The sequence below is a fragment of the Mesorhizobium sp. WSM4887 genome (assembly GCF_029625865.1).
Taxonomy (GTDB): domain Bacteria; phylum Pseudomonadota; class Alphaproteobacteria; order Rhizobiales; family Rhizobiaceae; genus Mesorhizobium.
Map to the genome: position 1 here is coordinate 143,850 of NZ_JARTVP010000005.1, position 23,408 is coordinate 167,257.

Sequence of the window (23,408 nt, forward strand, 5' to 3'; positions counted from 1 at the left end):
TCAATGCTCAAGCCGAACTGATGATCGCCTACGGCGCCAGGAAGGAAGGGCTTGCCGTCGCGCGCACCGGCTCGGAACGAGCATAACCGTCACGCCTGATGCCGCCATGGTCGATCAGGCGAGCGATCACGGCGCGCCGTGCGTGATACGGCGTCAGCGTGTGGTCGGCATTCGGCAGCGAGACCCTGGTCACGCCGCGAATGCTATCGAGCCGCTCTTCCTCCGAGCCAAAATGGCGGGCGATCTCCTTGAGGCTCAGATCGCCTTCCGAGGTTACGAGGAGGACCCGCACGCCGCGGCCGCATAGGTCGCGCATCCAGCGTTCCACCCGCCGCTGTCCAAGCAGCGCGGCCGGATGCAGCATCGACAATGTGGACTTGATCGCCTCCAGCCCGCGCCGGATGATCAGCCGGGCGCATCGCGAAACGATCCCGCGCCATGCGGGGGCGGCCGGCTCGCGGCTCTCCTGCATGGCGCCAGCGTTCTGCCCGAGCACGGCCTTGGAGGTCTCGTAAGTCTTCCAGACCGCCATCTCCAGCGCGTAGGAACTGTTCCAGGCGAAGCAGAGCGGGTTGATCATGGTCAGCATCCGTACCCGCCGATCGGCCCGCGCGGCGTGAAAAGCCTGAAACGCGCCGGCGCAGGTGCCGACCAGGCCGACCCCGGGGTAGCCGGCTCGCTCCATCCAGTTGATCGCACGACTTACATCATGGCGCGTGCGCCGGTCATAAAGGAACAGGCGCCCTTCCTCGGTCGGATCGCTGAGGCCAAGTCCGGGCAGGTCGACGCGCAGCGAGGCTACGCCTTCCGCCGCCAGGGCTCGCGCCGCTTCCACCGTGCCGCGCGCCCAGCCGACATGCGGCACGCCACCGGCATTGAGGAAGATCACCGGCTCGGCCTCGGTCTGGCGTTCGCGCGGTCGGCAAAGCACACCGCAGATCATCGGCGCCGGTCCGATCAGCACCGGGCTTTCCGTGTAATGCGGACCGTCCAGGATCTGCGACACATCGCGCGGCATGGCCTTTCCCGCTGCCGCTTCGCCGGGCTGGTCGGCGATCCAGGCGGCGCAGCGATCGAGAGCGGCGGCCGGATTCCGGTTGGCGGTCGGGTCGCACATCAAGAGAGGATAGCCATCGAACTCGGCCGTCGCGATCTCCGCAGCGCCCGCCGTGTCGCCGCCGACCTCTTCGGCAGCCAGCGGCTTGCCGTTTGTAAGCACCAGCATCGGCAGGGATGGAAGGCCAGCCGCGGCATGCCGCCAATCGAGCGCCGAGAGATCGGCCAGCGTTTCATGCGAAATTCGGAACCCGGCGGCCTCGCGCCCCTCGGTGAAAACCCCTTCGCCCGCCGAACGGCTGGCCAGCGGCGCGTCGATCATGCGCGACATGGCTGTGACCTCGCGAACATAGGCCTTGCCGGAGGACGGCGGCGCGAGCAGCACGAGACCCGCCACGTCGTCGCGTCCGGCCGCCGCCAGCGGGGCCAGCAGGGCACCAAGCCGGAAGCCGACCAAAATGACGTCCGACACGCCGCAATCCTGCTTCAGCCGATCGATCGCCGCGCCTATGCTCGCCGTCCACCGTTGCACCTGACCGGGCGTTGAATGATCCCCGGCGGCATTGCCGCAGCCGGGATAGTCGAATTGCAGCGCCGGCAGACCGTTTTCGGCCACCTTGTCAGCCAGAAGCCGCAGGAAACGCCGGCTGCACAGGTCCTCGTGGCCATGCGCCCCGGCGATCACGACACCCCGGCCGCGTCGCCCGGTTCCCCTGCCTTCATGAAGCCAGCCGATCGTGTCGGCGAAGACGACCCCCTTCATGCCACGCTCCCGGCAGGCCGCAACGAACGCATGATCTCCGCCCTGGTCTCTACATTGTCGGCTTGCGGCGCATCGTAGGCCACCTCGCGATCGCCATTCAGCGCCGTCACGACGCCGGCCGGAGTGGCAGAGGCCGGCCCATCCAGGCCAATTTCCTTCACCGCGCCCGGCATCAGGTGGAAGCCGTTCTCGCGCGGGAAGAACAGCCCATCCTTGATGGCGACGTGATAGGCGGCGCGCTTGCAAGCGAGCCGCAGGCGCCAGCCGTCTCTGCCGCGCATCAGCCCTGCCGACAGGCCGACATCGCGTCGCGCGGTCATGACGCCGGGAAGCACATGAAAGGCTTCGGCCAGGATCTCGCCGTCGCGGTCTTCCAGCCTTGCCACGGTTACCTCGTGCCCCGCTGGGCCGAAGCGATAGGCATAAGACAGATCAAAGAAGGCGCCGAGCAGCGAGAATGCCGCAAGCGACTGCGTCCCGCGCGCCTGCAGAGTGACCGGCCGGCGCGCCGCCACCACCGGGGTGACGCCGTCGCGCAGGCAGGCAAGCGATAGCGTCGCCTCGACTGCCCTTGCCGTGTCATTGACGAGATGGACGCTCAGCCCGTTGACGCCCTCATCGCTCAGCGTCAGCCGGAGCGGCGCGAAGGCGCGTCTCAGCGCATGCCAGACCGATTTCGGCCGACCGGCAGAATCGACGACGCCCCACCCTGCTCCCGGGAGCAGATCCTTCCAGAAGAACACCAGCGCGCCCGCCGTCGGGGAGGCCGGTCTGCGCCATTCATCGATCGTGCGCTCAACCACCTCGGCAATGACAGCGCGCGAGAGGTCGAGGTAGCGCGCTGGATCCTCCATGCGCAGCCGGCGAGCGTCGACGCCGAACAGCGTCTCCAGATAATGCTCGCGCACGTCCTCGAAATCCCACGACGCACCTGCATCGCGCGGCACGCCGGCCTTCCAGCGCGGATCGTGGCCGGGCGGAACGGGCAGATGCTCATCGAGCGTCGCCTGTTCCGGCACGTTGGCGAAGGCGAGGCATTCGCTGGCGAAACGCACCTCCGCGCGGCGGGCGTCCTCCAGCGGCCGGCAATAGGCGCCGACGCCATAGTAGTGCGTCGGGCCGCCATCCGCGGCGAAGGGCAGGCTGCCGCCGGAGGGCGAGGAGGACACGAGCGCCAGATCGGGCAGGATCGCCTGCGCGGCCGGACGCACGACATCGTCGAACCAGGGTGTCGGATCCATCGCCACCGGCATGCCGAGCATCGCGGCCTGCTGCGCCACCTCGCTGCCGCCACACAGCACCGCCAGCGACGGCGAATGCCGAAGCCGCCCCAACAGGTTCTCCACCTCGCGCGACAGCGCCGCCCGCCAAGCCTCGTTCTTCGCCGGATAGTCGAAATTGGCGAGCATGAGGTCCTGCCAGACCAGAATGCCCATCTCATCGCACAGCTCGTGGAAGGCATCGCTTTCATAGGCGAAGGTGCCGCCGACCCGCAGCATGTTGACGCCGGCTTGGCGCGCGAGATCGAGGTCGGGCTCGATTTCGGCTCGCTCGCAGGGCAGTCGCACGGGATCGGAGGGCGTCCAGACCGCGCCGCGGCAGAACACCGGCACGCCGTTGACGACCAGGCGAAAATCGCCTCCGTCGGCACCGCGATCGATCTCAATGCGGCGGAATCCGACCCGGCCCAGCCGGCTGCGCACCGTGCCCAGCGTCGCCATCACTTCGTGCAGCGCCGGCTCGCCATGTCTGTTCGGCCACCATGGGGCAACATCGGCAATGGCCAATTCCGCCGTCAGCCGGGTGGGTGTCTCGAACTTGAGGGGCGCGCGCACTCCGGCACAGCTGACATGCGCCGTTTGCGCATTGTCGAAGGGTTCGGCGAGGGTTATCGCAACGGCAAGATGCCCGGTCGTGCCGTCGAGCCTGGCGCGCATGTCGGCATCGAGGATGCGCTGCCCGCCATTTTCGTGGATCAGCTTGACGGGACGCCACGGCCCGACGACATCGAAGCTCGGGCACCAGCCCGGCATATGGCCGATCAGGGTCGTGCGCACCAGCCGCAGCCGCTGATCGTCGATCATGCGAGGGCGCCAGCGGGCGCGCGGACCGATCGCCGTTTCCAGATGGCGGTCGAGACTGCGAAAGACGATGGCGAGTTGCTCGCCCCCTGAAAGGCTTACCGCAGCCTCATGGCGCTCGAACATCGAGGTCGAGGTGAACAACAGCCGATCGTCAAGCCAGACCTCGGCGACAGTCGCCAGCCCCTCGAACACCAGCCGCACCGGACCGGTCGCGTCGAGCCTGCGGCTGTACCAGACATCGCGGTCGTGCAGCCGGGTTGGCTGCTTGCGGTCCCAGCGGCCATGCTTTTCCAGCGTGGCGGCCGCCGTGCCGGGACAGGCCGCGTCCAGCCATTCGGCATTTGCGTCTATGTCATTCGGCGAAGCCCAGGCACCTGCCGCCGAGATGGCCATCCGCCACCCCCGATCCAGCAATCCGGCAGTGCCGGCGATCGACACCGTGGCGTCCATTCCCCCACCCATCATCAAATGCGCGTCGGCCGGCCCGCTAGGCCGCCTTGGAGGCGACACCGGCCATGCGGGCGTCCAGCACGTTCATCACCGTTTCGTAGGCCTGCGCCATCGGCGCGATTGCTTCGGTCAAGCCGTCGAAGCGCTGCCGCGCCATCGCGCGGGCGAGCTTGAACTGCATGACCTTGGCGCCCTCGGCAATGCTGCCGGCGGCTTGCACCGCCTCTGCCAGGCAGGTTTCGCCGTGCTGCCCCAGCCATTCGAGATGACTGCCAAGAAGTTCGAAATTCGCGCCGACCTGCCGCAGCGTGTTGAAGGCATAGGTGTGGAAATAGGCAGGCGACTTCGTCGCCAGCCTTTCAGCGTGGCGGCCGAACGCGGCCGCATAGGCGGCGAGCGGATTGCGCTTCGGCCGCCGCTTCAGGTGATGCGCGAGCAGCGCCGCCGCGGTCCCGACCGCGTCGCGGGCCGGGCGCGTGGCGTCGAGCTTCACGAATTCCGCGTAAGGAAACAGCGGCAGGTCGCCCGCCGACACACCATCCCATTGGCCGAAGATGCCGTCATAGTCTTGGCCCTCGAGCGCGAAGTAGCCGTCATTGTGGAAGTAGCGCATCTGCCGCGACTCGGGATCGAGCGCATTGATGCCGACTGTGGTCTTGGAGTGGCCGCTGCGGTAGGTGAGGCCTTTGGTGTCGGGCAGGTAGAAGGCATCGACCTCGACCAGCGGCAGCCGGCCGAGCTCGACTTGCGTCAGCACATGCGTCTCCAGCCGGTCGAAGACCGCCAGCTCTTGGATGTCCAGCCCCGCCAGCCTCTGCAGGTCGGCGGTCGGGAACTTGAAGAACGTGAACTGATCACCTTCGAAATCCTGCGCCGCGGTGAAACCGAGCGCCGCGACCGGATCGTGCCCGGTCGCGTGCAGAACCTCGATCAGAAGGTCGACATAGCAGTTGGTCTGCGGCCACCGCCTTTGCGGATCGTGCAGCCAGTGCGGCCGGTAGGTGGCCGGATCGAGGCCGGCGATAGCCCTCAGCATCTCACACGCTCCAGAGCACGTCGCGGACCGCCGCCGGCCAGGCTTCCGTGTCCGGCCCATGGTGGCGGAACAGCGCCAGCGCCACGCGCTCCAGCCCGAAGCCGACGCAGGCCGAATGGCAGAACTCCCCGTCGGCGAACTTCAGGCCCCAGGTCTGGCCAAAATGGTCCTGGTGACAATTGAAGCTCAAGCAGGCGGTCGGCTTCTCGATGCTGGTCACCGGAATCAGCAGCTCGAATTTCAGGCCCTGATCGCGCTGGTTGTTGGCCATCATCCTGCCGCCGCGGCCGAAGAACGGATCGTTGGCAAGATCGACCTCGCAGGGCAGGTCGAGCGACTCGATCATGGCCCTGCCGCGCTTCAGCCAGCTTTCGCGGAACGAGCGCACCTGCTCGGCCGTACCGATCTTGACGAACTCGCGCATGCGGAAGAGCTGCATGCGCGCCGGGTCCTTCGACGGCTCGTGGCGGAAGCAGTAGGAGGAGAGTTCGAAAAGAAGGCCCTGCGCCGGCACCGGGCCGCGCGCAGCTATTGTGGGATAGAGCGGATAGCAGGCGGCGGGTGTCAGCGCGAGGTCCGTCGCCTTCTGCAGCTCCGTCCAGTCTCCGCCGTCAGCCATCATGCCGAGCAGCTGCGCATGCTCCCGCTCGCCGCCCATGAAGGAATGCACGCAGCCGGCAAGCTGCGGAAAGTTTTTCATGTAGCCGCTCTTCTCCAGCGTCGCGCGGCTCATGCCCGGCGGAAAATGGATGCGAGTGGCCTCGTCGGGCGCGCCGAGGCGGGTGACGAGACGCTCGAACTGCTCGATCACGTCCTCGAACGCGCCCGAACGGCCATAAAGGCCGTCGACGCCGGATTCGAACAGGATGCCGTTCTCGAACAGGCTGTCGAGCAGCGACTTGGAGTCGAATGTCTTGGCGTCCATCTCAGCTCCCCAGGCCGGTGTCGAAGCGGCTCATCAGCATGAGCGTCGCGGTATTGGAAAGGATGCGGTCGTTGGAGATCATCACCGGCGCCGAGGTCACGTCGCGCAGGTGCCGGCCGACGCTGAACGGGGTACCGTTCTTGTAGCCAAGAATGCCGTTGACCAGCATGGCGAGACGCACCACGGCGCCGGCCTTCTCGCTGGCCGCGACCTTCAGCGCGTTGATCTCGGCGGCGAAGCCGATCGAAGACAGCGCGTCGTCGTCGCCCGCGGCCGCTTCGAAGCGGTGGATGGCGGCCGCAAGGTGGCCTTTCATCTCCTGCAAAAGGGCGGCCGCTTCGGCAAGCCTCAGCGCGCCCGGCGGCATGGAGTCGGGCTGCTTGCGCGCCGCCGCCTTGACGAAGGCCTGCGCCCGATTGAAGGCGTCGGCGGTGATGCCGAACCAGGTCGCCGCCCAGAAGATGTGCGAGCTGGCCAGCATCGACTGCGCCGCGATCTCGGAGAACGGCTTCGGGAATATCTGCGCCGCGTCACCCGTGGCGACCAGATGAAAGCCGTCGGAGCAGGTGCCGCGCATGCCGAGCGTGTCCCACACCGACGTGCGCTCAAGCGTGCGGTTGCCGTCGGCCGGGATCACCACCATCACCTGATCGGAGCTGGCCGCATCGGGGGCGCGACGCGCCGTGGCGAGGATGGCGTCGGCATAGTTGCCATAGGAGATGACAGTGGCTTCCTTGGTCAACGCGAAGCGCCCGCCGGCGACCTCGACCGCACAGATCGAGTTGCGCAAATTGCCGCCGATGCCGGCCTCCGTAGTCGCCGAAGCCATCAGAAGCTGCTCGTCGGCGATGCGCCGCATATAAGCGCGGTGCCAATCGCTGGCGCCTCCGTGAGTGACAAAGCTCGACGTCTTGATCTGATGCATGGCATAGATCATCGCGCTCGAGCCGCAGGCTTGGCCGAGCTGCACGATGAGGTCGGCGATCTGCATCGTGCCGAGCCCCTCGCCGCCATGCTCGATCGGGATCGCCACGCCGAGCAGGCGCTCGCGCTTCAGCGCCTCGATCGTCTCCGCCGGGAAACGCCCCTCCTTGTCGACGGGGTCGGCATGGCCGGCGGCGATCTCGGCGACGCGGCGCATGCGCTCGGTCGCGGCTACGGGCGCCTCCGTGAGCGAGGCCGCCTCTATCTTTCTCAACACGTTCATGGCTACGCCGCCTTGCGCGTCAACTGCGAAACCGCATCCGCGATGCTGGCCAGCGAAGAGAAGGTGCGCCGCGTCAGCATCGTCTCGGGGAATTCGATGTCGAACTCCTCTTCGAGCGCCAGCATCATCTGCACTGAGGCGAAGGAGGTCAGCCCCGCGTCATAGAGATTGGCGTCGTCGGCGAGCGCGCCGAAATTCAGCGGAATCATCGGATGCTGCTCGAGCAGCGAGCGTATCTGGTCAATCATGGAGGCCCCACCTTGCGTTGTGCAGCCGGCAATATCGCAGACGCAGCGCAACCGTGGCGTTAACGCCGCAGAGCAGTTTCAACCATGCCTAAGGATCGGTAACGGACCGCAATACAATTTTACGGCTCTCGATTCGGAGGGACCTCTGTCCGGGATTTTTTGTGGCTGCGTGTCCGCATCGATATCACGCCACGGCCCCTCCGCCGCCGCCGCGACCTGGCAAAAGCCTGCCGTCAATCAATCGATCAGATAAATTGTCGACAATAGGCCCTCACTTTGGCCTAATGGTTGCCGCTATCCCATTCGAGAGCTGCTGGACGATTTTTGGAACGGCGAGACCGGGGTAAGAGTATGAAGTTCACGCTGCGGGCTCTCTTGCCGTTGACCTTGATCGCAGGCTGCTCGTCGAGTGTTGCGTCGATCAATCCGGCGAAATACGACGGGATGAGCTGCGCCGAGCTCAACAGCGCGCTCGGCGACACCGCCACCGATATTTCGCGGACGGCGATCAGCCGCGGCAAGATCGCCAATACCAGCGTGCCGACTTGGCTGCTCGGCGGCGAGCGCGTAAAGACGGTCGTGGCCAATCGCGATACCGCCAGGATCGAGCGGCTGCAGCAACAGCAGCAGGCGATCATCGCGGCCAGGAAGAGCCGCTGCCCGTCCTCGCAGTGACCAGGGCGTCGCCGAGCAGCGGAAATCTCAAGCGCTGATGCGGAACCTGGTCGTATCGATCGCCGCCTTCATCAGTGTCTGCGTGTAGGCTTCCCGCGGATTGCCGAAGATCTCCTCGGCCGGCCCTTCCTCGACGATCTTTCCCTGCTTCATGACGATGATGTAGTCGGCCATGGCGCGCACCACTGCGAGGTCGTGGCTGATGAAGAGGTAGGACAGTCCGTGGTCCGACTGCAGCTTGCGCAATAGCTCGACGATCTGCTTCTGCACCGAGCGGTCGAGCGCCGAGGTCGGCTCATCAAGCACCACCACTTTCGGCTTCAGGATCATAGCGCGGGCAATGGCGATGCGCTGGCGCTGGCCGCCGGAGAACTCATGCGGGTAGCGGTTGCGCGCGTTGGGGTCGAGGCCGACCTCGCGCAACGCCTCGACGGCACGCTGGTCGCGCTGTTTGCCCGTCAGCGAAGGCTCGTGCACCAAAAGCCCTTCGGTGATGACCTGGCCAACCGTCATGCGCGGCGACAGCGAGCCAAACGGATCCTGGAAGACGAGCTGCAATTCGCGCCGCAGCGGCCGCATCGCGTGGCGGTCGGCCTCTGAGATGTCGCGGTCGCCAAAGCGGATGACGCCGTCGCTGGGGAGCAGCCGCAGCAGCGCGCGGCCGAGCGTCGATTTGCCGGAGCCGGACTCGCCGACGATGCCGATCGTCTGGTTGCGCTTCAGCCGGATCGATATCTTGTCGACGGCCCGCAACATCAGCGGCTCGCCGCCGAGAAAACCACCGCCGATCTTGAAGACGACCTCGACGTTGCGGCCTTCGAGCAGCACGGGCGAATTGGCGGGCGCGGCCGCCTTGGTGCCGGTCGGCTCGGCGGCGAGCAGCATCTTGGTGTAGGCGTGCTGCGGATTGGCGAAAAGCGCTTCCGCCTCGCCCTCTTCCACCACCTCGCCCTGGCGCATGACATAGACGCGGTCGGCGAAACGGCGGACGATGCCGAGATCATGGGTGATGAAGACGATCGCCATGCCGAGCTTGCGCTGCAGTTCGGCAAGCAGCATCAGGATCTGCGCCTGAATGGTGACGTCGAGCGCCGTCGTCGGCTCGTCGGCGATCAGGATGTCGGGATCGTTCGCCAAAGCCATAGCGATCATGACGCGCTGGCGCTGGCCGCCCGACATTTCGTGCGGATAGGATTTCATCCGCCGCTCGGGATCGGGGATGTGCACCAGTCTCAACAGCTTCAGCGCCTCCTCACGCGCGGCCTGGGCACTCAGGCCGCGATGGCGGCGGATCGGCTCGATGAGCTGGTTGCCGATGGTGTAGAGCGGATCGAGCGAGGTCATCGGCTCCTGGAAGATCATGCTGATCTTGCGGCCGCGAACCTTGTTGAGCTCGCTCTTGGTCATCTCCAGCAGGTTGCGGCCGCGGTAATCGACCTGGCCGGTCGCTTCGCCATTGGAGGAAAGCAGGCTCATCGCCGCCATCATCGTCTGGCTCTTGCCGGATCCGGATTCGCCGACGACGGCGACGGTCTCGCCGGCATTGACCTTTATGCTGATGCCCTTCACCGCCTCGACCGTGCCGTCGAGGGTCTGGAAGCGGACGCGCAGGTCCTTGACGCTGAGGATCGTTTCGGAAGCCATGTCGGCGATCCCCATCCTTATCGATCTTTGGGGTCGAGCGCGTCGCGCAGGCCGTCGCCGACAAAGTTCAGCGCGAACAGCGTCGAAACCAGGAAGAAGGCCGGGAACAACAGCAGCCAGTTGGCATAGCCGATGTTCTTGGCACCGACCGAAATCAGCACGCCCCAACTGGTCATCGGCTCCTGCACGCCAAGCCCGAGGAAGGACAGGAAGCTTTCCAGGATGATGACCTGCGGCACCAGCAGCGTCATGTAGATCACCACCGGCCCGAGCAGGTTGGGGATGACGTGGCGCACGAGGATGCCGCGCTGGCCGACGCCCATCGCTTCCGCCGCCTGAACGTATTCTTGCCTGCGGATCGACAGCGCCTGGCCGCGCACGATCCGCGCCATGTCGAGCCACAGCACCGCCCCCACCGCCAGGAACATCAGCACGAAGTTGCGGCCGAAGAACACCACAAGCATGATGACGAAGAAGATGAAGGGCAGCGAGTAAAGCACGTCGACGATGCGCATCATCACCTCGTCGACCCTGCCGCCGGCAAAGCCGGCCGTCGCGCCGTAGATCACGCCGATGACGCCGGCGACGACACCGGCAAGCAGGCCGATCGCGAGCGAAATGCGCCCGGCCATCAGCGTGCGAGACAAGAGATCGCGCCCGGTGTTGTCGGTGCCGAAGAAGAAATATTGCTGCTTGACGGCCGAGCTCATGGTCATTTCGAGCCCATCGGGCGACTTGCTCTCGATCTTCGTGTCGTCGAAGGCGTCGGAGCGGTCGAGATAGCGGATATTGCGGTCGTCGATCGGCTTCTTGGAGGTGACGGTGACGACGACGCGGCTGCCGTCCTGGTGCCACTCCTTGATGTCGACGCGCATGCGTTTGATCGCGTCGCTCAGCGCGCCCTGGATCATGTCGGGTTTCGGATAGGCCAACAGGCTCGGCGGCGTGCGCACATAGTCGCCGTAGATGGTCGTGTATTCATGCGGCACGACCATAGGGCCGAATACGCTGATGACGGCAATGAATGCCAGATAGTAGAGGCTGAACATGGCGGCGCGGTTGCGCTTCAGCCGCGCCCAGGCATTGCCCCAGAGCGAGCGGCCGACGATCGGCTCCGGAGCGGCTACGGCAAGCTCAGTCATAGCGCACCCTCGGATCGACGACCGCATAGAGAAGATCGACGATCAGGTTGAAAACGATGGTGAAGAGCGCGATCACCACCACGGTTCCCATGACCAGCGTGTAGTCGCGGTTGAGCGCGGCGTCGACGAAGTAGCGGCCGACGCCTGGAATGGAGAAGATGGTCTCGACGATGATCGAGCCGGTGAGCAGCGCCGCCGCCGCCGGACCGGTGAAGGAGACGATCGGCAGCACGGCGCCGCGCAGCGCGTGCTTGACCACCACCGACCAGTCGGAGAGGCCGAGCGCGCGGGCGGTGCGGATGTGGTGCGAGCGCAGGCTCTCGATCATCGAGCCGCGCATCAAGCGGGCGACGATGGCGATCTGCGGCAGGGCGAGCGTCAGCACCGGCCCGACCTTGTTGATTAAGGCGCCGTCGCCCCAGCCGCCGATCGGCAACAGCTTCCAGGAAAGGCCGAAGACGAGCTGGATCACCGGCGCGGTGACGAAGGTGGGGATGGTGCTGCCGGCGGTGGCTAGAGCGATCACCGAATAGTCGGCTATTTTATTCTGGTTGAGCGCGGCGATCGTGCCGAGGATCGAGCCGAGCAGCAGCGCCAGCACCAGCGCCGAGGTACCGATCTGCACCGAGATCGGCAGGCCCTTGGCGAAGAGTTCGGTGACGGTGAAATCCGGCAGGTTGTAGCTCGGTCCGAAACTGCCGCGCAAAAGATTGCCGAGATAGTGGAGATATTGCAGCCAGAGCGGATCGTCGAGGCCGAACTGGGCTTCGAGATTGGCCCTGATTTCGGGGCTCAAGCCCCGCTCCTGGTTGAACGGGCCGCCTGGCGCGACGCGGATCAGGAAGAACGCCACCGTCACGATGACGAACAGCGTCGGGATGGCGGTCAATAGCCGCCGGAAGACATAACGCAGCATCGGCGCCCCGCTTCAGCCAGGGCGACGGCTCTCCAGACGAGATCGTGGCGCGCTGGCATCTCTGATCTTCGCACCGCGATCGCCGAAAATCCAATGCGACTTTCGGCCCGGCACGACGACAGACCGCGGCCGCCGCTCCCTAAAAGAGAGCGGCGGCACGGCCAAGGTTCCTTGTCAGTCCTTGGAGATGAAGCGAGACGGATGAATGTCCATCACATTGTCCTCGAAGCCATGCAGCTTGGAGGAAACGATGTCGTGGTAGCTGTAGTAGAGCAGCGGGATTTGGCCGACATCGTCGACGAGGATGCGCTCCGCTGCGGCGAGGTCCTTCATGCGCTCCTCAGGCTTGCCGCCGGCGGCGGCTGCCTTGTCCATGGCGGCTTCATAGGCAGGGCTGTTATAGTTCGAGTAGTTGTTGCCGCTCGCCTTGCGCGAGATGCCGAGGAAGGTCTCCGGATCCTTGTAGTCGGCGATCCAGGCGGCGCGGGCGACGTCGTAGTTGCCCTTCTGCTCGAGGAAGCCATAGTGGGTCTTGGTGTCGGTGTTGAGCAGCGTCACCTCGATGCCGAGCGGCTTCAGCTGTTCCTGGATGGCGACCGCGGTGTTCTTGTGGTTCTCCGAGGTGTTGTAGCGGATCTCCATCTTCAACGGATGCTCGGGTGTATAGCCAAGCTTTTCCAGCACTTTCTTGGCCGCATCCTCGCGGTCGATCTGAGACATGTCGGCGTATTTGGCCAGTGCCGGCGTGTAGCCCTCGATGCCCGGAGGCACCATCGAATAGCCGGGCAGCATCGAGTTCTGCCAGACCTTCTCGGCGAGGAAGTCGCGATCGATCGCCATCGAGATGGCGTTGCGCAGCTCGACGTTGTCCCAAGGCGCCTTATCGGTCTTGACCGCATAATAATAGGTGCCGAGATATGGCCCCACACGGATCTGGTCACCGAATTTGGTTTTGAGATCGGCGAGCTGTTCGGTCGGCAGGTCGCCATAGCTGTCGAGTTCGCCGGCCTCGAAGCGCTTCATCGCGGACGAGCGATCCTCGGTCGGGATGTAGTTGACCACGTCGAGCTTGACGCTCGCGGCGTCCCAGAACTTCGAGTTCTTGACCAGTTTCATGTGGTCGTTGGGAATCCACTCCGCCAAGGTATAGGCGCCGTTGGAGACCAGCTTGCCCGGTTTGATCCAGTCCGCGCCGAGCTTGTCGATCGAAGCCTTGTTGACCGGATAGGTCGCCTGGTGGGTCAGCATCTCCAGGAAGTAGGGCGTCGGCGCCTTCAGCGTGACTTGCAGGGTGTTGGCGTCGATCGCCTTCACGCCCATATCCTCAGCCTTGCCTTTCTTCGTGTTGAAGTCCTCGGCGCCTTTCACCGGATAGAGCATCGAGGCGTATTCTGCAGCGGTGGCCGGGTCTTCCAGCCGATGGAACGAGTAGACGAAGTCGTCCGCCGTCACCGGGCTGCCATCCGACCACAGGCCGTCCTTGCGCAGCTTGAAGGTGTAGACAGTGCCGTCGTCGGACACCGTCCAGCTTTCGGCGGCGCCCGGAATGAGGTTCGTCTTCGGGTCATGCATGACGAGGCCCTGGAACAGGTCGCGTATAATATCGGCCTCGTAGACCGTCGACGTCTTGTGCGGATCGACCGTCTCCGCCTCGGCAGCGGATCCGCGATTGTAGACGGTCTCGGCAAAGGCGGGCGTGTAGAAAGCACCGGTCGCCAAAGCCATCGTGGTGGCGAACACGGTCGCCTTCAGCAGGTTTTTGAGCATGAAGTCTCTCCCTTGTTGGCGCGGCCCCTCAACCACGCCTTGAGTGTTGACGCCCCGGAACCGTCAACGGGTCCCTTTTGAGCGCGCCCCGGTTCCCTTCCGGCGGCTGGTGGCGGGAGACTAGACAGAGGAATATCTTATTTCAACTGCCCGCTGCTTGACGTTGAGTGAGCAGCGTTTCGCTAAAACAGCGATATCTAAAGCTTAGGCGTCCCGTTCAACTGTGTGCACCTTTCGGTTGTCCCAGCCGTTTTCTGTTTTTGCAAGCAGGTTTTGGCATTCTCCGGCCCATGCTGAAGAACCGAAATTTCCTTGCTCCTTGGTTCCGTTTCCGGGCTGACGCCGCGGGCACGTCTGCGGTCGAATTCGCCATGCTGGCGCCGATCTTCATCCTGCTATTGCTCGGAATGGTTGCATACGGAATCTATTTCGGCGCCAGCCATTCGGTCCAGCAGATCGCCGCCGACGCGGCGCGAACGGCGATCGCCGGCCTCAACCAGACGGAGCGCCAGGCGCTGGTCACCGATTTCATCAGCCATGACGTCGCGGGCTATGCTTTTGTCGACCCGAAAAAGCTGACGGTCGACGCCAAGGACAGTACCGTCGACGGCAGCCAGTTCATCGTCTCAGTCAGCTATGACGCGCGCGACCTGCCGATCTGGAGCCTGTTCCGGACGCTGCCGTTGCCGGGGACTACGATCCAGCGCCAGTCGACGATCCGGGTCGGAGGCATATGATGCGCTACTCCGCGGGGGGAGTGATGGATGCTGCGCGACGGCTGATCGCCGACCGGCGCGCCAATTTCGCGGTTATGACCGCGCTCTGCACGCCAGTGGCGCTGACGCTGACCGCGTTCGCGATCGATGAGGGCTCGCTCTATAACGAACGCCGCGCCGCGCAGTCGATCGTCGACCTCGCCGCGATCACCGCCGCCGCCAACATCAACAAAGCCCAGCAAGCCGTACTGACGACGTTGAAGGACAACGGAATCACGTCCGTGGCCGTGCAGCAGCAGGGCACCAACATCGTGCCGACCGCCAGCAAGGCGGTCGTCGAGGTCGTGCCCGGACGCTATTCGGGGGTCAGTTCGATCGCGGCCGGCAGCCGCTTCGAGGCAGGCAAGCTGCCTTACAATGCCGTCCAGGTGTCGATGAAGAAGCTCGGCACGCTCTATTTCGCCGCTTCGGTGATGGCGCCGCCGGTGATCGGCACGACAGCCACCGCAAGCGCCCAGCCCGAAGCAGCATTCTCGGTCGGATCGCGGCTCGCCAGCGTCAATGGCGGCGTCCTCAACGCGCTGCTCGGCGCGCTTCTGGGCGGCAACCTCTCGCTCAGTGTGATGGACTACAATTCGCTGATCTCGGCCGATGTCGACGTGCTCTCCTTCACCGATGCGCTGGCGACGCAGCTGCGTCTGACCGGCGGTACCTATTCGGATGTGCTCGGCTCGAAGGCAACGGTCGGCCAGATCACCACCGCGATGGCCAACGTGCCCGGGCTCGACCGCACCGCCAAGCTCGCGCTGCAGACCATGGCCTCGAGCGCCACCAACTCGGTCAAGATCCCGCTTAGCCATCTCGTCGACCTCGGTTCGGTGGGCAGTCTGGGGCTCGGACAGAAGCCCGCCGGGCTTTCGGTCAGCGCCAGCGCCATGAGCATGCTGAGCGCAGCCGCGGCGCTCGCCAACGGCACGAACCAGGTTACGGTCGATCTCGGGGCGACGATACCGGGACTGACATCGACGACGCTCCAGGTCGCCATCGGCGAACCCATGCAATCCTTGCCATGGCTGGCGGTGGGAGAATTGGGCACGGTGGTGCGCACGGCGCAGACGCGCATCAAGCTCAATCCCAGCGTCGGGATTGGAAACGGGAACAACGGCAATGGCTTCGGCAACGGCACCGGAAATGGCACAGCCGGCATTAATCTGGGCGGCGGCGTCAAGCTGCTTGCCGTCAACCTGCCGCTCAATATCGAGGTCGCCTATGCCGAAGCCAAGCTGACCGACATCAGCTGCCCGACAGGGCCCTCCAGCATCAAGGTCTCCATCGCCGCGCAGCCGGGCGTCGTCGCGGCCCATCTCGCCGACAGCAACGCCAGCGGCTTCGCGGATTTCGGCAAGCCGCAATCCTTCAGCGACGCCGACATCGCCGACGTCAGCCTCAAGATGCTGCTGGTCAACGTCAATCTGCTGCAGATCAAGGGATCGTCGGGCTTCTCGGTCACCAGCATGGCGCCGACGAATCTGACCTTCAGCGCCACCGAGATCGCCAACAAGGCGATCAAGACAGTGTCGACCAAGAACCTGACGCAGTCGCTCACCACCTCGCTGGTGAACAACCTGTCGCTGACGGTCAACGCGCTCGGCCTCGGTCTCGACGCGACCACCCTGCTCGGCACGGTGAAGCTGGCAGTGACGACGCTGCTCAACGGCGTCACCGCGCCGGTCGACAACCTCGTCTACAATGTGCTTGCGGTGCTTGGCGTGCATGTCGGCGAGGCCGATGTGCGGGTCACCGGCGCGACTTGCGGACGCTCGGTGCTGGTGCAGTAGCGACCGTCAGCCAATTCTCCCGACGAAGCACCCTACAGGCGGCAGCGCCAGCGCAATTTCTCCGAGAGCACCGCCAAGCACGCCGGCGACGTCTACGGCAAGAACCGTTATCTCGACATCGCTGATCTCGGCCGGCAGCGTCCAGTTCGCCGGCTCACCAGCGAAGTTGAAGACGCATAACAAGTTCTCGTTTTCGCGCTGACGGATGAAAGCAAGCACATCGCCCTCCGCCCCTAGGAACCGGATCGAGCCGGCGATCAGCGCCGGATGGCGCTTGCGCAAGGCCAGCATCGAGCGATAGGCGGCAAGGACAGAACCGTCCTCGCCCTCCTGCACATCGACCGCGCGGGCGCGATGCGACGGCGGTACCGGCAGCCAGGGCTTGGCCGCGGAGAAGCCACCATTTTCGGCCCCGGCCTCCCAAACCATCGGAGTGCGGCAGCCGTCCCTGCCCTTCACGCCCGGCCAAAAACGGACGCCCAGCGGATCGCGCAGGTCCTCATAGGCAAGCTCGGCTTCCTCCAGCCCAAGCTCCTCGCCCTGGTAGAGGCAGATCGAGCCGCGCAGGCAGGACAGCAGCGCGATCGCGAATTTCGCTACCGCATCAGGATTTTCGCCCGGCTGCGTCCAGCGGCTGACATGGCGCATGACGTCGTGGTTGGAGAAGGCCCAGCATACCCAGCCGTCGGCAACCGCGTTCTCGAACGCCTCGACGCAGCCGCGCACATGGGCGGCCGAGAATTGCGGGCCGAGCAGGTCGAAGGTGTAGCACATCTGCAATTTGTCGCCGCCGGAGGTGTAGGCGGCGAGCGTCTGCAGCGAGCGCTCCTCATCGCCCACTTCGCCGACGGCGGCACGGTCCGGATATTCGTCGAGCAACGCGCGGAAGCGCTTCAGGAAATCGAGATTCTCGGGGCGCGTCTTGTCGAAGAGATGCTCCTGGAAGGCGTAGGTGGTGGTGGCGACGTTGGTGCCGGCGACGCTTGAAGCCAGCGGCGGGTTGTCGCGCAGCCAGCGGTCGTGGACATAGTAGTTCACGGTATCCAGCCGGAACCCGTCAACGCCGCGCTCCAGCCAGAAGCGCACGGTGTCAAGCACCGCATCCTGCACCTCCGGATTGTGGAAATTCAGATCCGGCTGCGCGGCCAGAAAATTGTGCATGTAGTATTGCCGGCGGGTGGCGTCCCACTCCCAGGCCGGCCCGCCGAACAGCGACTGCCAGTTGTTGGGCGCACTGCCATCCGGCTTGGCGTCGGCCCAGACATACCAGTCCGCCTTGGCGTTGTCACGGCTGGCGCGGCTCTCGACAAACCATTCGTGCTTGTCGGACGAATGCGAGATCACCTGGTCGATGATGAGCTTGAGGCCGAGCCGGTGCGCCTCGGCGACCAGCGCGTCGAAATTCTCCAGTGTGCCGAACATCGGATCGACATCGCGATAGTCCGACACGTCATAGCCCATGTCGGCCATCGGCGACTTGAAGAAGGGCGAGAGCCAGACGGCGTCGACGCCGAGCGAAGCGACATGGGCAAGACGCGACGTTACCCCCTTGAGATCGCCGCTGCCGTCGCCGTTCGTATCCTGGAAGGAGCGCGGATAGATCTGGTAGACCACGCAGCCGCGCCACCATTCGGCATTCCCACCAGCCATTACGAACCCTTCCCGGCGTGGGCGTTTCCGGCCGCCCTGCGCTCGATCATGAAATTGATGGTGCGGCCGGGCAGCGGCCGCGCAAGGTCGATCGCCTGCGTCTTGATCGCCGAACGCCACTCGTAGCCATCTCGCGGCGGCAAGGTGAAGACGCATTGGCGGCTGTCGCCATTGACCATGACGGCAAGGCGACCGCGCTGGCTATCGCCGAGGATCATGACGAGGCGGTGACGGCCGGGATCGTTCCAGTCGGCCTCGCCGAGCGGTGCGCCGGTTTCGGTCAACCACTCGACGTCCGGGATTTCCATTCCGTCTGCAGCTTTGCCGGTCAGGAAATTCGTGTCGGATAACGGCGGAAAGGCACGGCGCAGTTGCGCAAGCGCTGCTGTGTACCGCTCCAGCGCCCGGTCGCGGCCGGCCCAGTCGAGCCAGGTGATGGCGTTGTCCTGCGCATAGGCGTTGTTGTTGCCCTTCTGTGTGCGGCCGAACTCGTCGCCGGCGGTCAGCATGATGGTGCCGCGCGAGGCAAAGAGCGTCGCAAGCAGCGCGCGCTGGTCACCGAAGCGGGCCTTGGCGATTTCGGCGTCATCGGTCTCGCCCTCGACACCGTTGTTCCACGACAGATTGTCATTGTGGCCGTCGCGATTGTGCTCGCCATTGGCCGCATTGTGCTTCTTCTCATAGGCAACGATGTCGGCCAGCGTCATGCCGTCATGCGCGGCGATGAAATTGACGCTGCGGCTCACCGGCTGGCCCGCCCTGCCGAAGACATCGGAGGAGCCGGCAAGCCGCGTGGCTAAAGCGCCGATCGCGCCCGTGTCGCCGCGCCAAAAACGCCGGACGTCATCGCGATAGCGGTCGTTCCATTCAAGGTATGGCGGCCGGAAATTGCCGAGCTGGTAGCCGGTCGCGCCAATATCCCATGGCTCGGCGATCAGCACGCGGTCGGCGAGCACGGGGTCGCCGGCGATGGCTTCGAGAAGCGGCGCCTCCGGATCGAACGTGCCGTCAACGCGGCCGAGCACCGGCGCCAGATCGAAGCGGAAGCCGTCGACGCCGGCATGGCGGACGAAATGGCGCAGCGTGTCGAGCACCATCCTCTGCACGACCGGGTGGTCGCAGGCGACGGTGTTGCCGGTGCCGGTGTCATTGGCCAGTCGGCCGTCCGGCATGTGCCGGTAATAGGTCCGGGCGTCGAGGCCGCGCAGCGACAGTGTCGGCCCGAGCCGGTCGCTTTCGCCGGTGTGGTTGAAGACGAGGTCGAGGATCGTGCCGATACCCGCTTCACTCAGCGCCGCGACGGTATCGCGCAATTCGCTCAGGCCGCCCGGTGCCAGGCGGGGATCGAGCGCCATGAAGGTGACGGGGTTGTAGCCCCAGGCATTGTTCAGCCCCAGCGGCGGCAAATGGCGCTCGTCGATCGAGGCCGTGATCGGCATCAACTCGACGGCGGAAACGCCGAGACGCTTCAGATGCTCGACGACAGCCGGATGGGCAAGCGCCGCGATGGTGCCGCGCTGCACGTCAGGGACGTCCGGATGCAGCCTGGTGAAGGAGCGGACGTTGAGTTCGTAAATCAGGCCGCCGGGCCGGAACAGCGGCGGCTGGGGCGGCTGCAGTTTGGGCAGGGAATGAGCAATTGCCTTTGGCATGAGCGAGGACGTGTCGGCGCCTTCATTGCGTTTGGCGGCCAGCCTCCAGTGATATTGGTATGGACGATCGACCTCGACGGCATACGGATCGATGAGAAGCTTGTTCGGATCGAACCAGAGGCCGCGCTCCGGCGCATAGTCGCCGTCGGCGCGAAAACCGTAACGCGTGCCGTTCCCAAGGCCGGGGACAAGGAGTGCATGCACGCCCTCGCCTTCCGGGTTGAGTTCCAGCCGGTCGATCTCGCGCGCGCCGCTGTCGTCGAAGAGCGAGACCCAAAGACGTCTGGCCGATGAGGAGCAAACGGCAAAGCGGATGCCTTCGGGAGTGATGCTGGCGCCGAGGGTCATGCGGGCCTCTCCCCTTCTCCCCTTGTGGGAGAAGGTGGATCGGCGCGCAGCGCCGAGACGGATGAGGGGCGTTGGAAGGAATGAGGCGTCGATGTTCTGGACACGGGTTTGCGCCAAGCTGGAGCACCCCTCAACCGCCCGAACTTCGCTCGGCCACCTTCTCCCACAAGGGGAGAAGGGGAAATCCTCACCACTTTCAAGTAATCACGCTCGGCTTGTTGCGACCGGTGTGGCTCTTGATGCCGGCGATGTCGTCGGCGGCGGCGATGAGGTCGGCGAGCGCTTCCTGCGTGTCGAGGTCATGCCTCGCCTTGTCGGGCTCGTAACGCTCGATATAGACGCGCAGCGTGGCGCCGGAAGTGCCGGTGCCGGAGAGCCGGAACACGACGCGCGAGCCGCCCTCGAACAGGATCCTGATGCCCTGGTTTTTGCTCACCGAGCCGTCGACCGGGTCGTGATAGGCGAAGTCGTCGGCGCTGGCGATCTTCATGCCGCGCACGCTGGTGCCGGGCAGCGAGCCGAGCTTGGCGCGCAATTCGTCGACCAGTGCGTTGGCGCGGTCTGTCTCGACCTCCTCATAGTCGTGGCGCGAATAATAGTTGCGGCCGTAGCTTTCCCAGTGCTTGGTGACGATGTCCTTGCAGCTCTCGCCCCGCACAGCGAGGATGTTGAGCCACAGAAGCACGGCCCACAGCCCGTCCTTCTCGCGCACATGGTTGGAACCGGTGCCGGCGCTTTCCTCGCCGCAGATCGTCGCCATGCCGGCGTCGAGCAGATTGCCGAAAAACTTCCAGCCGGTCGGCGTCTCGTAGATGCCGACGCCGAGCTTCTCGGCGACGCGATCGGCCGCTCCGCTGGTCGGCATCGAGCGGGCGATGCCCTTCAGGCCTTCCTTGTAGCCGGGCGCCAGATGCGCATTGGCGGCCAGCATCGCCAGAGAATCCGAGGGCGTTACGAAGATGCCCTTGCCGATGATCAGGTTGCGGTCGCCGTCACCGTCGGAAGCGGCGCCGAAATCCGGCGCGTCCGGCCCCATCATCTCGTCATAGAGATGTTTGGCATGGACCAGGTTCGGATCGGGGTGATGGCCGCCGAAATCGGGCAGCGGCTTGAAATTGCGGCAGGTCCCGGCCGGGGCGCCGAGCCTACGCTCGAGGATCTCCTTGGCATAGGGGCCGGTCACCGCGTGCATGGCGTCGAAGCGCATGCGGAAGCCATATTTGAAATTCGCGCGGATGGCGTCGAAGTCGAACAGGCTCTCCATCAGCTCGGCATAGTCCTTGACCGGGTCGAACACCTCGACCGTCATGCCGCCGGCTTGGAAGGTGCCGATCGTGTCGATGTCGACGGTGCCGATGTCGGCGATCTTGAAGCTCGAGATCGTCTTGGACTTTTCGAAGATCGCGTCGGTGATCTTCTCCGGCGCAGGGCCGCCGTTGCCGGCATTGTATTTGATGCCGAAGTCCTCGTGCGGGCCTCCCGGATTGTGGCTGGCCGACAGGATGATGCCGCCAAAGGTCTTGTATTTGCGGATGATGTTGGACGCGGCCGGCGTCGACAGGATGCCGCCCTGCCCGACCATCACCTTGCCGAAGCCGTTCGCAGCGGCCGTGGCGATGGCCGTCTGGATGACCTCGCGGTTGTAGAAACGGCCGTCGCCGCCGATCACCAGCGTCTTGCCCTGAAAACCTTCCAGCGCGTCGAAGATCGACTGGATGAAGTTCTCGGCATAGTGCTCCTGCTGGAAGACAGGCACCTTCTTGCGCAGGCCGGAGGTGCCGGGCTTCTGGTCGGTATAGGGTTTGGTAGGGACGGTTTTGATCATGCCTCAGGCAGCCCTTTTTGAAAGCAGCAAGCGATAGAGTTCGACATATTTCTCGGCGCTCTTGTCCCAGGAAACGTCGGCCTTCATGCCCTGGCGCTGGATCGAGGCCCAGGCGGCGGGTCTGGCATGCGCTTCGACAAGGCGACGGATGGCGTGCAGGAGGGCGCCGCCATTGTTCGGCGCGAATTGGAAACCGGTGGCAACGCCGGCCGAAAGTGCCGCCTCGTTGGCGTCGATGATGGTGTCGGCGAGGCCGCCGGTGCGGGCGACGACCGGCACGCAGCCATAGCGCAATCCATAGAGCTGGGTCAGGCCGCAGGGCTCGAAGCGTGAAGGGATGACGATGGCGTCGCAACCGCCCTGCATGATGTGGGAGAGCGCCTCGTCATAGCCGATGACGACGCCGACGCGGCCGCGATGCCGCGCGGCCGCGGCGAGCAGCGAGCCTTCGAGGCCGGCATCGCCCGAGCCCAGAACCGCCAGTCGTGCCCCACGCTGAACGACGCCGTCGACCACGGCAGCCAAAATGTCCATGCCCTTCTGCCAGGTCAGACGGCTGACCACGCAGACAATCGGGCTGTCGTCAGGCTCGAGGCTGAAGCGGTCCTCCACGGCCTTGCGGTTCAGGTCGCGCGCTTCCAGCGTCTCGGCCGAATAGTTGGCGACCAGGTGCTTATCGGTCGCCGGGTTCCAGATGTCGACATCGATGCCATTGACGATGCCGTAGAGGTCGACGGCGCGCATGTTGATCAGGCCGTCGAGGCCCATGCCGAATTCCGGCGAGCGGATTTCCTGCGCGTAGGTCGGGCTCACCGTGGTGATCGCCCAGGCGGCCTGCAGGCCGGCCTTGAGGAAGCCGACGCCGCCATAATATTCGACGCCATCGAGCTGCATCGCCACGCCCGGCAGGCCGAGCTCGCCGAAAATGCCGGAGCCGAACTGTCCCTGAAAAGCAAGATTATGCACGGTGATCAGCGACGGCACGCCGATCGCATTGCCGTAGCGCATGTAGGCGAGCGTCATTGCCGACTGCCAGTCATGGGCATGCACGAGGTCTGGCTGGTAGCCGGAGATCGCGCCGCCGGCGATGTCGCCGCCGACCTGACTCAGCGCCGCGAAGCGCCGCCAGTTGTCGGGCCAGTCGGAGCCGGAGGCGGTACCATAGGGCCCGCCCTGGCGGTCGAAAAGATGCGGCGCGTCGAGCACGAAGAGCTCGAGCTCGCCGATCTTGACGGCGTGAACCGAAGCCTTGCCGCCCTGCAGCAGCGGGTACTGATAGACGGCCTTCTTTTTCTTGAAAGCGTCCATCACCACCGGATAGCCGGGGATGAGCGTGCGCATCGCCACGCCCTTGCTGGCGAGCGCGATCGGCAGGGCACCGGTCACGTCGGCAAGCCCGCCGGTCTTGATCAGCGGGAAGATTTCGGGCGTGACGGACAGAACCTGCATGCGCCTAAGATCCACGG

General features: G+C 65.0%; 17 protein-coding genes. 3 read left to right on the forward strand and 14 right to left on the reverse strand.

From position 1 onward, the window contains the following. Nucleotides 1-28: 28 nt before the first annotated feature. The 6 genes from P9230_RS20160 to P9230_RS20185 form a co-directional block, all read right to left on the reverse strand. Nucleotides 29-1,819 (reverse strand): alpha/beta fold hydrolase, encoded by a 1,791-nt coding sequence (locus P9230_RS20160; protein WP_278120618.1) that lies wholly within the window; start codon nt 1,817-1,819, stop codon nt 29-31. Continuing rightward, nucleotides 1,816-4,353, reverse strand: a complete 2,538-nt coding sequence (locus P9230_RS20165) for a glycoside hydrolase family 2 protein (RefSeq protein WP_245466775.1) — start codon at nt 4,351-4,353, stop codon at nt 1,816-1,818. The genes P9230_RS20160 and P9230_RS20165 overlap by 4 nt, the downstream gene beginning before the upstream one ends. A 37-nt stretch (nt 4,354-4,390) precedes the next feature. After that, a complete protein-coding gene (locus P9230_RS20170; protein WP_127325801.1) occupies nt 4,391-5,389 on the reverse strand; it encodes a DUF1839 family protein in 999 nt (332 codons plus the stop codon). Between the two features lies 1 nt (nt 5,390). Continuing rightward, nucleotides 5,391-6,314 (reverse strand): amino acid--[acyl-carrier-protein] ligase, encoded by a 924-nt coding sequence (locus tag P9230_RS20175; RefSeq protein ID WP_278120619.1) that lies wholly within the window; start codon nt 6,312-6,314, stop codon nt 5,391-5,393. 1 nt (nt 6,315) lies between these two features. Then, nucleotides 6,316-7,455: an acyl-CoA dehydrogenase family protein gene (locus P9230_RS20180; protein ID WP_095800338.1), complete on the reverse strand. Its 1,140-nt coding sequence runs from the start codon at nt 7,453-7,455 to the stop codon at nt 6,316-6,318. 68 nt (nt 7,456-7,523) lie between these two features. Further along, complete coding sequence (locus P9230_RS20185) at nt 7,524-7,769, reverse strand: acyl carrier protein (RefSeq protein ID WP_066997751.1); 246 nt, start codon at nt 7,767-7,769, stop codon at nt 7,524-7,526. A 351-nt stretch (nt 7,770-8,120) separates the two neighbouring features. On the opposite strand from P9230_RS20185, the gene P9230_RS20190 reads away from it, so the two are divergent. Continuing rightward, on the forward strand, nt 8,121-8,444 hold the full coding sequence (locus P9230_RS20190; RefSeq protein WP_278120620.1) for a hypothetical protein: 324 nt from the start codon (nt 8,121-8,123) through the stop codon (nt 8,442-8,444). Nucleotides 8,445-8,471: 27 nt separating this feature from the next. Here P9230_RS20190 and P9230_RS20195 read toward each other — a convergent pair whose 3' ends face one another. From P9230_RS20195 to P9230_RS20210, 4 genes are all read right to left on the reverse strand, one after another. Then, a complete protein-coding gene (locus tag P9230_RS20195; RefSeq protein WP_095800339.1) occupies nt 8,472-10,088 on the reverse strand; it encodes an ABC transporter ATP-binding protein in 1,617 nt (538 codons plus the stop codon). A gap of 17 nt (nt 10,089-10,105) precedes the next feature. Then, nucleotides 10,106-11,230: an ABC transporter permease subunit gene (locus P9230_RS20200; protein WP_127214370.1), complete on the reverse strand. Its 1,125-nt coding sequence runs from the start codon at nt 11,228-11,230 to the stop codon at nt 10,106-10,108. Continuing rightward, nucleotides 11,223-12,146, reverse strand: coding sequence for an ABC transporter permease subunit (locus P9230_RS20205; RefSeq protein ID WP_066997760.1), 924 nt, complete (start codon nt 12,144-12,146; stop codon nt 11,223-11,225). The genes P9230_RS20200 and P9230_RS20205 overlap by 8 nt, the downstream gene beginning before the upstream one ends. A gap of 174 nt (nt 12,147-12,320) precedes the next feature. After that, nucleotides 12,321-13,913, reverse strand: coding sequence for a peptide ABC transporter substrate-binding protein (locus P9230_RS20210; RefSeq protein ID WP_067327928.1), 1,593 nt, complete (start codon nt 13,911-13,913; stop codon nt 12,321-12,323). A gap of 290 nt (nt 13,914-14,203) precedes the next feature. On the opposite strand from P9230_RS20210, the gene P9230_RS20215 reads away from it, so the two are divergent. Then, nucleotides 14,204-14,650: a TadE/TadG family type IV pilus assembly protein gene (locus tag P9230_RS20215; protein WP_082980554.1), complete on the forward strand. Its 447-nt coding sequence runs from the start codon at nt 14,204-14,206 to the stop codon at nt 14,648-14,650. Next, nucleotides 14,647-16,467, forward strand: coding sequence for a pilus assembly protein TadG-related protein (locus P9230_RS20220; protein WP_278120621.1), 1,821 nt, complete (start codon nt 14,647-14,649; stop codon nt 16,465-16,467). The genes P9230_RS20215 and P9230_RS20220 overlap by 4 nt, the downstream gene beginning before the upstream one ends. A 6-nt stretch (nt 16,468-16,473) precedes the next feature. On the opposite strand, the gene P9230_RS20225 is transcribed toward P9230_RS20220, so the two are convergent. The 4 genes from P9230_RS20225 to glgA form a co-directional block, all read right to left on the reverse strand. Then, nucleotides 16,474-18,117 (reverse strand): alpha-glucosidase family protein, encoded by a 1,644-nt coding sequence (locus P9230_RS20225; RefSeq protein ID WP_278120622.1) that lies wholly within the window; start codon nt 18,115-18,117, stop codon nt 16,474-16,476. After that, nucleotides 18,117-20,117, reverse strand: coding sequence for a glycogen debranching protein GlgX (gene glgX / locus P9230_RS20230; protein WP_278120623.1), 2,001 nt, complete (start codon nt 20,115-20,117; stop codon nt 18,117-18,119). The genes P9230_RS20225 and glgX overlap by 1 nt, the downstream gene beginning before the upstream one ends. Before the next feature lie 196 nt (nt 20,118-20,313). Then, nucleotides 20,314-21,942 carry an alpha-D-glucose phosphate-specific phosphoglucomutase gene (locus P9230_RS20235; RefSeq protein WP_278120624.1) on the reverse strand — a complete coding sequence of 543 codons (1,629 nt, stop codon included), beginning with the start codon at nt 21,940-21,942 and terminating at the stop codon, nt 20,314-20,316. 3 nt (nt 21,943-21,945) lie between these two features. Further along, nucleotides 21,946-23,391, reverse strand: a complete 1,446-nt coding sequence (gene glgA / locus P9230_RS20240; protein ID WP_095800242.1) for a glycogen synthase GlgA — start codon at nt 23,389-23,391, stop codon at nt 21,946-21,948. Nucleotides 23,392-23,408: the final 17 nt, after the last annotated feature.

Coding starts and splice junctions, on each gene's coding strand:
- P9230_RS20190 (WP_278120620.1), top strand. CDS start 8,121: ATGAAGTTCACGCTGCGGGCTCTCTTGCCGTTGACCTTGATCGCAGGC.
- P9230_RS20180 (WP_095800338.1), bottom strand. CDS start 7,455: ATGCGCCGCGTCGCCGAGATCGCCGCCGGCCATGCCGACCCCGTCGAC.
- P9230_RS20185 (WP_066997751.1), bottom strand. CDS start 7,769: ATGATTGACCAGATACGCTCGCTGCTCGAGCAGCATCCGATGATTCCG.
- P9230_RS20205 (WP_066997760.1), bottom strand. CDS start 12,146: ATGCTGCGTTATGTCTTCCGGCGGCTATTGACCGCCATCCCGACGCTG.
- glgA (WP_095800242.1), bottom strand. CDS start 23,391: ATGCAGGTTCTGTCCGTCACGCCCGAAATCTTCCCGCTGATCAAGACC.
- P9230_RS20210 (WP_067327928.1), bottom strand. CDS start 13,913: ATGCTCAAAAACCTGCTGAAGGCGACCGTGTTCGCCACCACGATGGCT.
- P9230_RS20175 (WP_278120619.1), bottom strand. CDS start 6,314: ATGGACGCCAAGACATTCGACTCCAAGTCGCTGCTCGACAGCCTGTTC.
- P9230_RS20235 (WP_278120624.1), bottom strand. CDS start 21,942: ATGATCAAAACCGTCCCTACCAAACCCTATACCGACCAGAAGCCCGGC.
- P9230_RS20170 (WP_127325801.1), bottom strand. CDS start 5,389: ATGCTGAGGGCTATCGCCGGCCTCGATCCGGCCACCTACCGGCCGCAC.
- P9230_RS20215 (WP_082980554.1), top strand. CDS start 14,204: ATGCTGAAGAACCGAAATTTCCTTGCTCCTTGGTTCCGTTTCCGGGCT.
- P9230_RS20165 (WP_245466775.1), bottom strand. CDS start 4,353: ATGGACGCCACGGTGTCGATCGCCGGCACTGCCGGATTGCTGGATCGG.
- P9230_RS20195 (WP_095800339.1), bottom strand. CDS start 10,088: ATGGCTTCCGAAACGATCCTCAGCGTCAAGGACCTGCGCGTCCGCTTC.
- P9230_RS20160 (WP_278120618.1), bottom strand. CDS start 1,819: ATGAAGGGGGTCGTCTTCGCCGACACGATCGGCTGGCTTCATGAAGGC.
- P9230_RS20220 (WP_278120621.1), top strand. CDS start 14,647: ATGATGCGCTACTCCGCGGGGGGAGTGATGGATGCTGCGCGACGGCTG.
- glgX (WP_278120623.1), bottom strand. CDS start 20,117: ATGACCCTCGGCGCCAGCATCACTCCCGAAGGCATCCGCTTTGCCGTT.
- P9230_RS20200 (WP_127214370.1), bottom strand. CDS start 11,230: ATGACTGAGCTTGCCGTAGCCGCTCCGGAGCCGATCGTCGGCCGCTCG.
- P9230_RS20225 (WP_278120622.1), bottom strand. CDS start 18,117: ATGGCTGGTGGGAATGCCGAATGGTGGCGCGGCTGCGTGGTCTACCAG.